This is a genomic window from Yersinia sp. 2540 StPb PI (assembly GCF_052217165.1).
GTDB lineage: Bacteria > Pseudomonadota > Gammaproteobacteria > Enterobacterales > Enterobacteriaceae > Yersinia > Yersinia enterocolitica_E.
On record NZ_JAZGQC010000001.1, the window covers coordinates 2,254,104 to 2,269,946 of the forward strand.

Here is a 15,843-nt window from a genome sequence, read left to right on the forward strand (position 1 = left end):
ATTTACAGCTTGGCCGGCATATCACTGGCATGTTTTTGTACATACTGTGTCATCACACGCAACTGTTCCTGAGTCAGGGAGGTGCGTGGTGCCATGCCTTTGATTACCCCAATCCATTGGTTAGCGTTGAAGCGATCCAGTGCGGTTAAACCGTGGCAGCCGGTGCAGTTGGCCGACATCATATCAGCGGCATAGCGCCAAATTTTCTGTTGATCATCAACGAGTTGTTTCTTAGGTAACCACACCTGTAGTGCAACTTGATGCCAAACCAGATTGGTTTCTGCATCGGTCTGCGTGTTCAATGTTTTCAGCGCTTTTTGTGCGTCCTCGCCCAGTAATACACTCAGAATACGTTTCCCTTGTGCGGCATAGAACACTTCGGCCACCCCATCTTGCTGCCAGCCTTTAACATCAACCAACACCTGATCACCTTGCTGTTTTACCACTTCAACTTGTGTTGAGGGCATCAGGTTACCGGCGTTATGGCTGTCACCAGCATTCATAAAGAAAGGCTCGGTGGCGATGGTATATAAGGTGGTCGCCGTTGCGGGTGTTTGTGCCGCCGCCGTTGCCAACTCTGCCGCGCCAGCCTGGGTCACCTCACTCATATCCGGCAGGATATGGGCCACGCCTTTATGGCAATCGATACAGGTTTCACCTTGCTTAATAGCCACCGGATGCTGAATACGCGCTTCAGCACTTTGTCCGGTGATGTCCATCGCATCAAAGCTGTGACATGAGCGGCAAGTGGCCGAATCATTCTCTTTTAGCGTTTTCCATACCGACTGCGCCATGGCGAGCTTATGGGCTTCATATTTCTCAGGTGTATTAATAGTGCCAACCATTTCACCGTAGATATCTTTGACCGCGCGGATTTTGGTCCACAGATAATCAAGTGGTTCGTGTGGCACATGGCAGTCAGCACATTCAGCACGGATGCCTTTGGTGTTTTGGAAGTGGACACTGCCTTGATATTCAGCCAGTGGCTGTTGCATGGTGTGACAGGACACGCAGAACGCGGTATCACTGGTTTTATGAAAGACGGTGGCGGTACCTGCTAATAGTGCAGCACCAATAATGATGCCGATCAGCAGGAGCCATAACCATCCCCACCGGCGTCGCTTCACGAAGCCAGTTTGTTTCTTGCTCATAAATTGCCCCACTTAATATATCTAATAGTTATTGGTAAAACGAAGTTATCTAATGCCTCGATACTCAAAAGGCCAGATAATCTGCCAACAGACCCTTATCCACTAGCGATAAGTATTTCCCATAAAATAAGTGGGTCTATTGTAGGGGGATTTGGTGCTGATGACTAACTCGTTAGGGGTATTTAGCAATATTAGTTCAGATTTGCTGAATATAAATGCGAGGTATGAGTCAGTTTTAGCGCTATACCACAAATAACTCTCTAAATTAAAGGGTTATATACCTTGTTATATAACCTAAATAATTCAAGTTACAGGAAGGCGGCAACGAAATGAACCCAAGGAGTTGAGATAACTCAATGACTCGGGTGAGTGATGGCAGCCAACGCACATGCAGCTTGAAGTATGACGGGTATAGCGATATTTTTTAGTCGAAGGGATAATAGAACTGCTTATTTAACCATAAATCGATGGCATGACGACTGGCTTCAAAATGAGGTTCGGGTAATTCCCGCGGATTACACCATAGCCATTGCTGACACTTGTCAGGTTCTTTCAGCTCTGGCTGCCCACCGGCGTGTTGCGCCAATAAGCAAACGGAAACGGTATGTTTACCTTCTGCGCGCCAGGTGGCGATGTTATTGCATAATGCGATAACATTCATCTCTTTGATATCTAAGCCTGTTTCTTCGGCTACTTCACGTTTTGCGGCTTGTTCAAAAGACTCTCCGGCCTCCATGTGGCCACCGGGAATCGACCAATAAGGGGCGTGCTGACCGCAACGTTTACCCAGTAACACCTCACCTTGTTGATTGACGATAATGACACCCACACCGACTGCAACGGACATTGTACGGACTCCTGTTAAATGAAGGTCAGCAACCATCAGCTATTATGGTTTTTTTACTGCTGACGGAGTTAAATTCACCACGAAAATGTGCGGGCTGTCAAAAATCCATCAAGAATAGAAGCAGAAAACTTGCATATATTCTCAGTCGGAAACACACTACTTGAAACGTTTCAGCGTTATCTCGTCACCAAATGATAAAGGGTAACGCTCCTTTTTCTCATTAAAGCTGAAACGATTCAATTTCAGCAAGAGAGGAGATTTATGTTCCAGTTATCTACGCAAGATATCCATCTGGCTGCACAGGCAGACAGCAAAAACGCTGCTATTACTCAGGTTGCTGCAGCACTTACTCAGGCTGGCTGTGTTGCCGCCGCTTATGTCGATGGCATGCTGGCCCGCGAGCAGCAAACCTCTACTTACCTGGGTAATGGCATTGCCATTCCACATGGTACCACTGATACTCGCGACCTGGTGCTAAACACCGGTGTGCAAGTTTTCCAATTCCCGCAGGGTATTGCATGGGGCGAAGATCAAACCGCCTATATTGTTATCGGTATCGCCGCGCGTTCAGATGAACATCTGGCATTGTTACGCCAACTGACCCACGTATTAAGTGATGATGCTGTTGCTGCACGTCTGGCGAAAACCACCTCGGCTGAAGAGTTACGCAGTTTGCTGATGGGTGAGCAAAAAACCGCTGAATTCCATTTTGACACGTCACTGATCGCAATCGATGTGGCGGCTGACAATCTGATCACGCTGCAAGCACTGAATGCCGGTCGCTTGCAACAAATTGGCGCAGTAGATGCTCATTTTGTTAGCGATGTCATTACCCGTGAGCCACTCAATTTGGGACAGGGTATCTGGCTGAGCGACAGTACCGAAGGTAATTTGGTCAGTGCTGCCACAGTAAGCCGCCCGGTAGCTGCATTTGAGCACCATGGCGAAAAAGTGGCGCTGTTGCTGACGCTCTCCGTGGCCGATGACCAACCGCTGTCGGTATTGAACTATTTAAGTGATTTACTGTTGGCGAAAAAAGCTGACGTTTTGCTGAACGCTGATGCTGCCGCCTTGCTAGCCTTGCTCACCAGTGAGTATGTCGAGCAGAATGAAGTATTAAGCGCGGAGTTTGCTATCCGTAATGAACACGGGTTACATGCGCGCCCAGGGACGATTTTAGTCAATACAATCAAACAGTTTACCAGTGAAATCACCGTGACCAATCTGGACGGCACCGGTAAACCCGCTAATGGACGTAGTCTGATGAAAGTTGTGGCTTTAGGGGTTAAAAAAGGCAATCGCCTGCGCTTTACCGCCAGTGGTGAAGATGCACAAGCAGCATTGGATGCTATTGGTGAAGCTATCGCCGCCGGTTTGGGCGAGGGGGCAGCATGAGCAGAAGAGTTGCAACCATCACGCTGAACCCGGCTTATGATCTGGTGGGTTTTTGCCCTGAAATTGAACGCGGTGAAGTTAATTTGGTGAAAACTGCCGGCCTGCATGCCGCGGGTAAAGGGATTAATGTTGCCAAGGTGCTGAAAGACCTAGGGATTGATGTCACGGTCGGTGGCTTCCTGGGTAAAGATAACCAAGACGGTTTTCAACTGTTATTCAGCGAGCTGGGTATTGCTAACCGCTTTCAGGTGGTACCGGGCCGAACTCGCATTAACGTCAAACTGACAGAAAAAGATGGCGAAGTGACCGATTTCAACTTCTCCGGTTTTGAAGTCAATAAGCCGGATTGGGATCGTTTTGTCACTGACTCGCTGAGCTGGTTGGGGCAATTCGATATGGTCGCGGTCAGTGGTAGCTTGCCCGAGGGCGTAAACCCTGATGATTTTACCGATTGGATGAAACGCCTGCGTAGCCAATGCCCGTGCATTATTTTCGACAGCAGTCGTGAAGCATTGGTCGCAGGCCTGAAAGCCTCACCTTGGTTGGTGAAACCCAATCGTCGTGAACTGGAGATCTGGGCGGGTCGTCCATTGCCTGAATTGGGTGATGTGGTAGAAGCCGCACATGCTCTGCGTGATCAAGGGATTGCTCATGTGGTGATTTCTCTCGGGGCTGAAGGGGCATTGTGGGTCAATGCGTCGGGTGCCTGGTTGGCAAAACCACCTGCCTGTGAAGTGGTCAGTACCGTCGGTGCCGGTGACTCCATGGTCGGTGGCCTGATTTATGGTTTGTTAATGCGCGAGTCCAGCGAGCACACGCTGCGTCTGGCAACAGCAGTTGCAGCTTTGGCGGTGAGTCAGAGCAATGTTGGTATTACGGATCGCCCGCAGTTGGCAGCCATGATGGCAAGAGTCGACCTGAAACCCTTTAATTAATCCCTGGAGGCGAAATGAAAACGCTACTAATAATAGACAGTTCGCTCGGGCAGGCCAGAGGCCACCTTGCGACACTGATGTTGGGTGCTGCGGCGGCAAAAGCAGGACTGAGCTGGGTTGAGAATGCCACTGATGCAGAACTGGTGATTGTCGCCGGGCAATCAGCCCCGGCTGACAGTGCGCTGAACGGTAAAAAGCTCTATATCGGTGATGTGGAAAAAGCGGTGCGCGATCCTGATAGTTTCCTGGCGCAAGCCATTGCGCAGGCTAAACCTTACCAGGCTGCGGTTGCTGTCGCACCCGTGACCACCACGGTGGCTGGCCCGAAACGTATTGTGGCTATTACTGCTTGCCCGACAGGTGTGGCACACACTTTTATGGCTGCTGAAGCCATTGAAAGTGAAGCGAAAAAACGTGGCTGGTGGGTGAAGGTTGAAACGCGTGGCTCGGTTGGTGCCGGTAATGCGATTACACCAGAAGAAGTGGCTGCGGCTGATCTGGTGATTGTTGCTGCGGATATTGAAGTGGATTTGGATAAGTTTGCGGGCAAACCGATGTACCGTACCACGACAGGTTTGGCGCTGAAGAAAACCGTACAAGAACTGGATAAAGCACTGGTTGAAGCTGAAGTCTATCAGCCTAAAACCGGCAGCAGCACCGGTACCAAAAAAACAGAAACCGGTGGTCCTTATCGTCACCTGCTGACCGGTGTGTCTTACATGTTGCCAATGGTGGTTGCTGGCGGCTTGTGTATTGCCCTGTCATTTGTGTTCGGTATTAAAGCCTTTGAAGTGAAAGGCACATTGGCTGCCGCCTTGATGCAAATTGGTGGCGGTTCTGCTTTTGCGCTGATGGTACCTGTTCTGGCCGGTTTCATTGCATTCTCAATTGCTGATCGTCCGGGTCTGACCCCAGGTTTGATTGGCGGGATGTTGGCAGTGAGTACCGGGGCTGGTTTCCTCGGCGGTATTATCGCAGGTTTCCTGGCCGGCTATGTGGCGAAAGCCATCAGCACTAAGCTGCGTTTACCGCAAAGTATGGAAGCACTTAAACCGATACTGATTATTCCACTGGTAGCGAGTCTGATAGTGGGTTTGATTATGATTTATGTGGTCGGTACGCCGGTGGCAAAAATCATGGCAGGTCTGACTAACTGGCTGCAATCCATGGGTACCGCCAATGCCGTGTTGTTGGGGGCTATCCTCGGCGCCATGATGTGTACCGATATGGGGGGGCCGGTGAACAAAGCCGCCTACGCGTTTGGTGTGGCACTCCTGAGTTCTTCTGTTTACGCGCCGATGGCCGCTATCATGGCCGCAGGGATGGTTCCTCCGCTGGCGATGGGACTGGCCACACTGTTGGCACGTCACAAGTTTGACAAAGGTGAGCAGGAAGGGGGCAAGGCTGCGCTGGTTCTGGGGCTGTGCTTTATCTCTGAAGGGGCAATTCCGTTTGCCGCCCGTGACCCGATGCGTGTCTTGCCGTGCTGTATCGCCGGTGGTGCGCTGACAGGTGCATTGTCTATGGCATTCGGTGCGCAACTGATGGCCCCACACGGTGGTTTGTTCGTGTTATTGATCCCCGGGGCAATTCATCCGGTGCTGCTGTATCTGGTGGCAATCATTGCCGGTACCGTATTGGCAGGTGGTCTGTATGCGATGTTGAAACGCGCTGATGTTGTGGTCGCAAAAGCGGCATAAGCGCGGCATCATAAGCTTCACTCATAAAAAACCGGCCTTATGCGCCGGTTTTTTTATGTTTACTCACAGTGATTCGGCTAAACGCCATTCAGCTAGACTTTAGCTTGTGAGTTCAGCTTGTGACTTCAGCCAGGCTATCTCTTCAGCCCAAATATCAGGATTGACCGTTTCTAAAATCAGCGGGATATTATCAAAACGGGGATCACGCATAATATAGCTGAACACGGTTTTACCAATATTGCCCTCACCGAGACTGTGGTGTCGATCGACCCGGCTGTTAAATTCACTTTTCGCATCATTAAGATGCATACCGCGCAGATACTGAAACCCGACGATATCGCTAAGTTGCTTGAAGGTATGTTCGCAATCTTCTTCCGTGCGCAGATCATAACCGGCAGCAAAAGCATGGCAAGTATCAATGCAGACACCGACGCGGCTCTTATCTTCCACCCCATCAATGATGGCGGCCAGATGCTCAAACTTAAACCCCAGATTACTGCCCTGACCGGCGGTGTTTTCAATCACCGCTGTCACCCCTTCACTGACATCGAGCGCCATATTGATAGATTCGGCGATACGTGCCAGACACTTATCTTCATCAATTTGCAGTAAATGGCTGCCTGGGTGGAAATTCAGTAATGACAGCCCCAGTTGTTGACAGCGGGCTATCTCGTCGATAAAGGCTTCGCGGGATTTCTCCAGCGCTTCAGTGACGGGATGGCCCAGATTAATCAGATAGCTGTCATGTGGCAGAATTTGAGCGGAGGTATAACCGTATAGCTCACAAGCTTGCTTGAACTTCTCTATCACATCTTCTGCCAGCGGTGCGGCACGCCACTGACGTTGATTCTTGGTAAACAGGGCAAAGGCGGTGGCCTCAAGTTCGTGCGCCCGAATCACAGCCTGGTCTACACCACCTGCTGCGCTGACATGTGCACCGACAAATTTCATTCCATTCTCCTTTGATAACTGGGCCATTATGGCACTGATAACGCCATGATTGAATGGGCGAAGCTGCAAGGAAAAGAAAAGGGCCGCGAGCGGCCCTGAAGTGACATGTTTTATGCCGCGATATGTTGCACCAGCAAATTGATGCCGGTCCCACCGACTATCAGCCAGACAAACAGCAGCAGTGCCAATAATAGCGGTTTTACCCCGGCCTGACGGATAGAGCCCACATGGGTGGTCAGTCCGAGAGCGGCCATCGCCATCGCCAGCAAAATGGTGTCCAGTGTAATCAGGTGATTCACCCATGCCGCAGGTAATAGATTCAGTGAGTTAAACCCGGCCATCAGAATAAATATCACTGCAAACCAAGGAATAGTGATGGCACTTTTTTCCCGTTTTTCACCACCGGTGTTGAGGTTGCAACGCGCCAAATAGGCTGAGAGTAACAACAGGAACGGAGCCAGCATCATCACCCGGATCATTTTAGTAATCACGGCGGCGTTTTCAGCCTGAAAACCGATGGCATGTCCGGCGGCAACCACCTGTGCGACCTCATGAATCGTTGAACCGGCAAAAATACCAAAGGTTTCCTGACTAAACGGCAACCATTGGTAATGCAGGTTTAGCTGATACAGCCATGGGTAGACAAAAATGGCGAGCGTGCCGAAAATCACCACAGTGGCGACAGCAACCGCCACTTTACTGGCATCAGCTTTTAGCACCGGCTCGGTGGCCATAATAGCTGCGGCGCCACAAATACTGCTACCGGCACCAATTAACATCACGGTTTGCTGGTCCAGACCAAATACCCGTTTACCCAGCCAGCATGCCAGCACAAAGGTTGAACTGAGGGTCAAAAGGTCAATAACCATACCGGTAGCCCCCACATCCGCCACTTGTTGAAAGGTCAGCCGGAAGCCGTATAAAATGATACCCAGTCGCAGTAAATGCTGTTTGGCGAAGACGACGCCATCAGAGCAGACGGGTTGTACCCACGGATACAAGGTATTGCCGACCACGATGCCAAACAAAATGGCCAGCGTCAGTGCCCCCAACCCCATATTGATAAACCACGGCATATCACCCACGTTGAGCGCCAACCCGGTAATCACGCCGGTTAACACCAAGCCCGCAATGTAGCGGCTTAGGGGGAACTGATGTGTTCGAGGGAGTTCTTTAGTATGAGAAGTCGCCATGTTTGTGTCCTGTGTTCTGTAAAGATTGCACACAGTTTAACGCCTTCAATCTTAATAGATAAATTCATTATATATTTATAATTAATCTATATAAGTGGTAAGGGCGGTGATGGCAGCGCCCAACACCTGATTTTGCCTATCTCTGTGGGGGAGCGTGAATGACCATGAAGTTTGGTATGATATACATAACGGAAATGTACACGGGCGGGGGTATCCCCATAACCGTCAAGGCAGCAGTTTTGATATGAAGAAAGCAAAACATGAAAAGTCGCTGTGGGTGATATTGGTGATTGCCTCACTTATTTATTTGTTGATCCCTCCTTATTTGATCGCTTATTTTTTCAAGTTATATAACTTGAATCCTTTTCATATTGTCCCGCTACCCCATTTTAATCCCTTCAAGAGTGAACGTGGGATTCCTTTATCTCAAACGTTTAGCTATTTATTATTTATCTGGTTGATTTTTAACGCATTCATCAGCACTATAGTGGCTATTATTTACCGCATATTCTTTTATTCAGATGATAATGAATAGTATTCTTACTGCTTAATTTCATCCGCCGATAACCTCCCGATTTTACTCAAAGGTGTTAGTCTTATACGGTAATAGAGGCTATATACCCGCCATCGTTCATGTTGCAGGTGTGTTGGATGTGCTCGCTCACTCGAATCACTTACTGGTGTAAGCTCATCGAGGGTTCTGTTGCTTGCCGCCGGCCTGTATTTTGAAATCTATTGGGTACACTTTTGTCCGTCAGTTATTGTATTAACAACTAATTAGGCAGCTCGTTTCATCCAGTCACTGACGAACAGAGTGATGATAGCGTCCTCCATTTTTTACTACAGAGACCGTTATGCACATAACCTTACGTCAACTTGAAGTCTTTACTGAGGTGCTAAAAAGCGGCTCTACGACCCAAGCCTCGGTTGTGCTCGCGCTTTCACAATCGGCAGTCAGCGCTGCGTTGGCGGATTTGGAAGGGCAATTGAGGGTGCAACTGTTTGATAGGGTCGGTAAGCGTTTAGTCACCAATGAGCATGGGCGGTTGCTTTATCCCAAAGCATTGGCATTGCTGGATCAGGCAATTGAAATAGAACAACTTTTTTTGCAGGACTTAGGCGCGTTGCGGATTGCTGCCAGCAGCACTATTGGCAACTATATGTTACCGGGCATGATTGCCAAATACCGGCGTGACTTTCCCGACACACCGCTGGAATTGAATATCGGTAACAGTCAGGATGTGATTGAAGCAGTGGCAGATTTTCGCGGTGATCTGGGGCTGATTGAAGGGCCGTGCCATATGCCGGAACTGATGACCAAAGCCTGGCAACAGGATGAGTTGGTGGTGTTTGCGGCCCCAGATAATCCGTTATGCCATAAGATGCTGACACTGGAAGAGCTGGCCGATGCAGCTTGGATCCTACGTGAGCGCGGTTCTGGCACCCGCGAAGTGCTCGATCACTTACTGTTGGCAAAATTACCGCATTTCAAGTTGGTTATGGAGCTTGGGAATTCAGAAGCGATTAAGCGGGCGGTGCGTTATGGCATGGGAATCAGTTGTTTGTCGCGCCGGGTGATTGCCGATCAACTGGCCAACGGTGAACTGATCGTACTCAACATCCCTTTGCCACCACTGATACGAACCTTATATTTGATTCATCATCGGCAAAAACATATCTCTAACGCCTTGCAGCGCTTTCTCAGCTACTGTCAGGAAGAGGTCTGAACCGCAGAATTAGCCGAGAGCGAGTTACCCCTGTAGGGATAAGGTTTTTAAGCGTTTTACACCAATGATATTGGCTATTGCGGCAAGAATACCCGATAGAGAGAGGCTTTTACTGGCAAATGAGCTTTTGCTAATAATTGCACCGGGATCATGAAGGTATCTTATATCAGCGCATTGTTACTATCCGAGTCGGTGGGATTTGTTACAATCCCGCCTTATTTTTTAAGGGTGGATTAGGGTAAGAATGACTCAGCAAAATACTAAAATCCCAGTGCAGCAGGGTGCGCAGCGTTTACGTCGGGAGCTTAAATCACGGCACTTAGCCATGATTGCTATCGGTGGTTCTATTGGTACCGGTTTGTTTGTTGCCTCAGGGGCAACGGTATCGCAAGCAGGCCCGGGTGGAGCATTGCTCTCCTATGCATTGATTGGCCTGATGGTTTATTTCCTGATGACCAGTCTCGGTGAGCTGGCGGCGTTTATGCCGGTATCAGGCTCATTTTCAACTTATGGTTCCAAATACGTCGAGGAAGGCTTTGGTTTCGCCCTTGGCTGGAACTATTGGTACAACTGGGCCGTCACTATCGCTGTTGACTTGGTTGCGGCACAATTGGTGATGAATTACTGGTTCCCAGACGCACCAGGCTGGATTTGGAGTGCGCTGTTCCTCGCCCTGATGTTTTTACTGAACTACATCTCAGTAAAAGGCTTTGGTGAAGCGGAATACTGGTTCTCACTGATTAAAGTCACCACAGTCATTATCTTCATCATTATTGGTGTAATGATGATTAGCGGCATTATGAAAGGCGGTGAGAGCGCGGGTTGGCACAACTGGACCATTGGTGATGCACCCTTTGCCGGGGGCTTCTCGGCGATGATTGGTGTGGCAATGATTGTTGGTTTCTCTTTCCAAGGCACTGAACTGATTGGTATTGCGGCCGGTGAATCAAAAGACCCAGGTAAAAATATTCCACGCGCAGTGCGCAAGGTGTTCTGGCGTATTTTACTGTTCTATATCTTTGCCATTTTGATTATCAGCCTGATTATTCCGTATACCGATCCAAGTCTGTTACGTAATGATGTCAAAGATATCAGTGTTAGCCCATTCACGCTGGTATTCCAGAATGCAGGTTTGCTGTCAGCGGCTGCGGTGATGAATGCGGTTATCCTGACGGCAGTGTTGTCAGCGGGTAACTCGGGGATGTATGCCTCAACCCGTATGTTGTTTACCCTGGCCTCAGAAGGTAAAGCGCCACGTATCTTTGCCAAGCTGTCTGAGGGCGGGGTGCCACGTAATGCTCTGTATGCCACCACGGTAGTGGCCGGATTGTGCTTCCTAAGTTCAATGTTTGGCAACCAAACTGTGTATCTGTGGTTACTTAATACCTCAGGTATGACTGGCTTTATTGCTTGGTTGGGTATTGCTATCAGCCATTATCGTTTCCGCCGTGGCTATATGATGCAAGGCCGTGACTTGAACGACTTACCGTATCAGTCTGGTTTCTTCCCGATAGGGCCGATTTTCGCCTTCGTACTGTGTTTGGTTATTACTTTGGGGCAGAACTATCAGGCTTTCTTGCAAGACCGCATTGATTGGTATGGTGTGACTGCAACCTATATTGGTATTCCATTGTTCCTGGTGATTTGGTTTGGCTACAAATTGAGCCGTGGCACTAAGGTTATCAAATACCAAGAGATGGAATTCCCGAAATGGCGTGATGACAGTGAAGATAATCCTGAGCCGACAAAGCCGGTGATGACAGCTGACTAGTTTTTAGCGCTAATCAAAATTAAGCCACAGTGATGGCAGGGCGATAATCTTATCGCCCTTTTTTTGGGCTGTAAGCTGGTGATTATTTAAGCAAAGTTAAGCAAATAATTTCGCTAACTTCTCTTTATGGCCCTTTTGAATACGGGGATGAATCAGGCTTATTGATTAAATAATATTATAAAATAAGGATTTACAGCGTATTGCACTTAATTGTTTATCGCAATCTTATTGATAAGTATTATCGTTTGTTTTATTGTTAGCGCCATCTTGTAAGGAACGATAAAGGGGGATCGGTGCAACAGTCGTCACGGAGCATGGCCAAAGGGGGGGTTAGCGATGCAGGTTCACCCGACTCACTTACTCGTCTAAGCGCATCGGGACGCAGTTCACCCGTGACTCTAATTACTTTGGGTATATTTTGGCAGTAACAGATTTCATAAAATAATAATTAGGCAGAAAGAGCCGGAAGCGATATTTCTGCTGTGGTGAGCTATTGCCGACATTAATAAAAAATAAATTTTCACCTGTCCGCCAGGCGGCATTGCTGCAAGTAAAAAACGCCTGCGGAAAAGGTTGTTGATAAATTTACACCTCATGGAGATCGTGTAATGGTTAAGGTTAACAAGGGTTTTAGAAAATCTCACTGTGCGGCATTAGTGATAGCTGCAATTATCTCATCTCAGGCATCCGCCGCTGAAACAAAAAATACCACGGCAACCGACACCATGGTTGTCACGGCATCCGGTTTCCAACAACGCATTCAAGATTCTGCGGCATCTATTTCTGTGGTTACCCGCGAGCAGATTGAAAATAAAGCCTACCGTGATATTACCGATGCGCTGAAAGATGTTCCCGGCGTTGTTGTCACCGGTGGTGGTAGCCACAGTGATATCAGTATTCGTGGCATGTCCGCTAAATACACCCTGATTCTGGTGGATGGTAAACGTGTTGATACCCGTGGCACCCGCCCTAACAGCGACGGTTCAGGGATTGAGCAAGGCTGGCTGCCACCACTTGCCGCCATTGAGCGTATTGAGGTTGTACGTGGCCCGATGTCCTCTTTATATGGTTCGGATGCCATGGGGGGGGTAATCAACGTCATTACCCGGAAGGTGGGTAAAGAGTGGCAAGGCACGGTGCGCGCAGATGCTACCTTGCAGGAGGATTCAGACTCCGGCGATATATATCAGACCAATGCTTACGCTTCTGGTCCATTAATTGATGGCTTGCTGGGATTGAAAGTTAGCGGGCTTCTCTCGCATCGTAGCGAAGATAAGATAATTGATGGCTACAATGAACAGCGCATGAGAAACGGTGCGGCAACATTTACCCTGACTCCCGATGATAAAAACGAATTTGATTTTGATATCGGCCATTATGTGCAGGACCGAAACTCAACCGCCGGGCGTTCAGTGGCATTAACCGGTAAAAGCAGTGACGTGCAATATGACCGTAATAATTATGCGATTACCCACCACGGTTATTATGATTTCGGTAATTCAACCAGCTATGTTCAACGAGATGAAACCCGTAATCCATCACGTGACATGAAGAGTGTTGATAATATCTTTAATAGCCAAACCTCATTCCTGTTCGATAGCCATACTTTAATTCTTGGCGGTCAATATCGTTATGAAGAGCTGAATGACAAGGGTAATCAATTAGCCTCCGCCAAAGATTTGACTAAATTGACCCGTTGGAGTTGGGCGTTATTTGCAGAAGATGAATGGCAGATGACCAATGATTTCGCGCTGACCGGCGGTGTCCGTATGGATCAGGACGAAAACTATGGTACTCACTGGACACCACGTCTGTACGGTGTCTGGCATCTGGCTGAACAATGGACATTAAAGGGCGGGGTATCCGGTGGCTATCGTTCACCTGACTTGCGTCAGGCCACGGAAAACTGGGGGCAAATCACCGGCGGTGGTCGGGGTGATCCTGCTATCATTGTCGGTAATGCCAACCTGAAACCAGAAAGAAGTCTCAGCCAGGAAATTGGTGTGCTGTGGGATGATCAGGAAGGTATGAATGCCGGTGTGACACTGTTTAATACTGATTTTAAAGATAAAATCACCGAGGTACGCCGTTGTACTGATACCACGGGCAATGCGTCCGGCCAATGTATGATCAATGGTACCAGCTATAAATTTATTAGTGATCGCACCAACGTGGATAAAGCCATGACCCGTGGTGTGGAAGCGACTTTCGGTTGGGAAATCAATAAAGCCTGGTCACTGACATCGAACTACACCTTTACTCAATCTGAGCAGAAAAGTGGGCAATTCTCGGGTCAACCGTTGAACCAGATGCCTAAGCACATGTTGAACGGTACGCTGAACTGGCAGGCAAATGAAGAATTAGCCACCTGGGTTCGGGCTAACTACCGGGGTAGAACATCAGAGTATCTTGATCGTACCAGTATGGGCAATAAAACGCCGTCTTACACTTTTGTCGATTTAGGGGCTAACTATCAACTGACCAAAGAGTTCCGTTTGATGGGCGGCGTGTATAACGTACTGGATAAACGAGTGGATATCGAAGTTAACGATAAAGTGCTGGATGGGCGCCGTTATATGGTTGGTGCCAGCTACGATTTCTAATTTCCCTTTGTCCTTGAAGCCACAGGGGTGTTAGCGGCGTTCACTCACCCGAATCACTTGACTGAGTAAGCTCATCGGGATTTGTTCGCTTGCTGCCTACCTGTGACTCCAATGACTTTGGGTACTCCCTTTGTCCTTGAAGCCACAGGGGCGTTAGCTCACCCGAATCACTTACTTGTGCAAGTGATTCGGGATTAAGGAGCCTTTTGAGGCTCCTCCTACATAATTAACTCAGGCCAATATCAATCACTTTTTTGAATGCAGCGCGTTGTGACAGGCTGTGATACCACCGCTGTAAACTCGGCAGTGATGGACGTTCGATCGACAGGTTAAACCAGGCATAGGCCAGGCACCCTAACGGGATATCCCCAATACCGAATTTATCGCCAGACAGATACGCTTGTTTCTCAAGTGCGTGATCGGCAATTGCCATCAGGGTATTGAGTTGTGTCATACCCTGAGCAATTTTCACTTTATCCTGCTGTTCTGGAGGGGTGCGTACCAATCCGATAAACACCGCTTTAAACGGCTCCACCATGCTGGAGGTGGCCCAATCCATCCACTTTTCTGCCCCTGCGCGTAACTGTGCATCAGGTAAATAAAGTGCACTATCGCCGTATTGTGCGGCCAGATAGCGGACAATCGTATTGGACTCCCACAGGATGAAGTCTCCATCTTGCAGGCAAGGGATCAGGCCATTTGGATTCATTGAGCGATACAGGGGGTCATTGAGCTTGCCATATTGGCCACCGACATCAATGCGCTGATAGCTGATACCCAATTCTTCTAAACACCAAAGTACTTTTTTGACATTGGTCGAGTTATTCCTACCCCAAACAGTCAGCATATAATTCTCTCTATTTATTTGATTTTTATCTACCAACGCCCCTGAAACAGCGTTATTTAACGCCGTTGCCAATGGTGGATATCCCAGTCATGCAATATTGCCAAATCCACTAATTCATTACCGGGATTAATCACTGCCGCATGATCAACATATTCCAGCAGCGGCTTGTCATTAATCGAGTCGCTGTAACCGTAGGTATGCTGAAAATCTAACTGAGGCGACGCCATGAGCCACTGTTTTAACCGTTCTACTTTGCCTTCACGGTAAGTCAGGGTGCCATAGGTCTTGCCGGTGTAGCGGTTATCCTCCACCGCAACACCGATAGATAATGCTGCATTGGCAGAGAAATGCTGCGCAATAGGGGTAACCAAATGTTCGCCGGTAGCTGAAATAATCACGATGTAATCACCGCGATTACGGTGCCAGGCCAGTAGCTTCCTGGCTTGCGGATAAATTCGTGGCAGAATATCTCGCTCGATAAAACGCTCAACCCAGCCAGCAACTTCAGCCGTATGTTTGCCGATTAAGGGCGACAATGTTGATTCCATATAACAGGACATCGACATCTGCCCTTGATAGTACTGTTTCATCAAATACTGTTCTTGTTCTGCCAGCTCAGCAGGAGCCAGCCCTTTATCAACCAGCCAGCGTAACCAAAGGCCGGAGCTATCATCGCTGATCAGCGTTTCATCGAGATCAAACAGGGCCAAATCCATTAAGCCA

General features: G+C 48.6%; 13 protein-coding genes. 7 read left to right on the plus strand and 6 right to left on the minus strand.

The window, feature by feature from the left end; all coding sequences use genetic code 11:
* Positions 1-2 precede the first annotated feature (2 nt).
* Both V1956_RS10190 and V1956_RS10195 read right to left on the minus strand, forming a co-directional pair.
* On the minus strand, positions 3-1,151 hold the full coding sequence (locus V1956_RS10190) for a NapC/NirT family cytochrome c (RefSeq protein WP_083158374.1): 1,149 nt from the start codon (positions 1,149-1,151) through the stop codon (positions 3-5).
* A 424-nt stretch (positions 1,152-1,575) separates the two neighbouring features.
* The gene (locus V1956_RS10195) at positions 1,576-1,998 is read right to left on the minus strand and encodes a nucleotide triphosphate diphosphatase NUDT15 (RefSeq protein ID WP_442825068.1); all 423 of its coding nucleotides are present in this window, start codon (positions 1,996-1,998) and stop codon (positions 1,576-1,578) included.
* 261 nt (positions 1,999-2,259) lie between these two features.
* Here V1956_RS10195 and fruB point away from each other — a divergent pair, with 261 nt between their 5' ends.
* From fruB to fruA, 3 genes are read left to right on the plus strand one after another with little or no spacing between them, the layout of a single operon-like run.
* Positions 2,260-3,393: a fused PTS fructose transporter subunit IIA/HPr protein gene (gene fruB / locus V1956_RS10200; protein WP_372559380.1), complete on the plus strand. Its 1,134-nt coding sequence runs from the start codon at positions 2,260-2,262 to the stop codon at positions 3,391-3,393.
* Positions 3,390-4,328 carry a 1-phosphofructokinase gene (gene fruK, locus V1956_RS10205; RefSeq protein WP_083158377.1) on the plus strand — a complete coding sequence of 313 codons (939 nt, stop codon included), beginning with the start codon at positions 3,390-3,392 and terminating at the stop codon, positions 4,326-4,328. Before fruB ends, fruK begins: the two co-directional genes overlap by 4 nt.
* A gap of 14 nt (positions 4,329-4,342) precedes the next feature.
* A complete protein-coding gene (fruA, locus tag V1956_RS10210; RefSeq protein ID WP_420074865.1) occupies positions 4,343-6,028 on the plus strand; it encodes a PTS fructose transporter subunit IIBC in 1,686 nt (561 codons plus the stop codon).
* 99 nt (positions 6,029-6,127) lie between these two features.
* Here fruA and nfo read toward each other — a convergent pair whose 3' ends face one another.
* Both nfo and V1956_RS10220 read right to left on the minus strand, forming a co-directional pair.
* A complete protein-coding gene (nfo, locus tag V1956_RS10215) occupies positions 6,128-6,979 on the minus strand; it encodes a deoxyribonuclease IV (RefSeq protein ID WP_372559378.1) in 852 nt (283 codons plus the stop codon).
* Positions 6,980-7,089: 110 nt separating this feature from the next.
* Positions 7,090-8,172 carry a YeiH family protein gene (locus V1956_RS10220; protein WP_372559377.1) on the minus strand — a complete coding sequence of 361 codons (1,083 nt, stop codon included), beginning with the start codon at positions 8,170-8,172 and terminating at the stop codon, positions 7,090-7,092.
* 154 nt (positions 8,173-8,326) lie between these two features.
* Between V1956_RS10220 and V1956_RS10225 the strand changes: the two genes are divergently transcribed.
* The 4 genes from V1956_RS10225 to V1956_RS10240 all read left to right on the plus strand — a co-directional run bounded on the left by V1956_RS10225 (position 8,327) and on the right by V1956_RS10240 (position 14,273).
* Positions 8,327-8,707, plus strand: coding sequence for a hypothetical protein (locus tag V1956_RS10225; protein ID WP_372559376.1), 381 nt, complete (start codon positions 8,327-8,329; stop codon positions 8,705-8,707).
* Positions 8,708-9,026: 319 nt separating this feature from the next.
* Entirely contained in the window at positions 9,027-9,899 is an 873-nt protein-coding gene (yieE, locus tag V1956_RS10230) for a DNA-binding transcriptional regulator YeiE (RefSeq protein ID WP_372559375.1), read from the plus strand.
* Positions 9,900-10,143: 244 nt separating this feature from the next.
* A complete protein-coding gene (locus tag V1956_RS10235) occupies positions 10,144-11,670 on the plus strand; it encodes an amino acid permease (protein WP_083158382.1) in 1,527 nt (508 codons plus the stop codon).
* 608 nt (positions 11,671-12,278) lie between these two features.
* Positions 12,279-14,273: a ligand-gated channel protein gene (locus V1956_RS10240; RefSeq protein ID WP_372559374.1), complete on the plus strand. Its 1,995-nt coding sequence runs from the start codon at positions 12,279-12,281 to the stop codon at positions 14,271-14,273.
* Positions 14,274-14,499: 226 nt separating this feature from the next.
* Here V1956_RS10240 and V1956_RS10245 read toward each other — a convergent pair whose 3' ends face one another.
* Positions 14,500-15,120: a glutathione S-transferase gene (locus V1956_RS10245; protein ID WP_442825069.1), complete on the minus strand. Its 621-nt coding sequence runs from the start codon at positions 15,118-15,120 to the stop codon at positions 14,500-14,502.
* A gap of 56 nt (positions 15,121-15,176) precedes the next feature.
* Positions 15,177-15,836, minus strand: coding sequence for an HAD family hydrolase (locus V1956_RS10250; protein WP_372559372.1), 660 nt, complete (start codon positions 15,834-15,836; stop codon positions 15,177-15,179).
* Between the last annotated feature and the right edge of the window lie 7 nt (positions 15,837-15,843).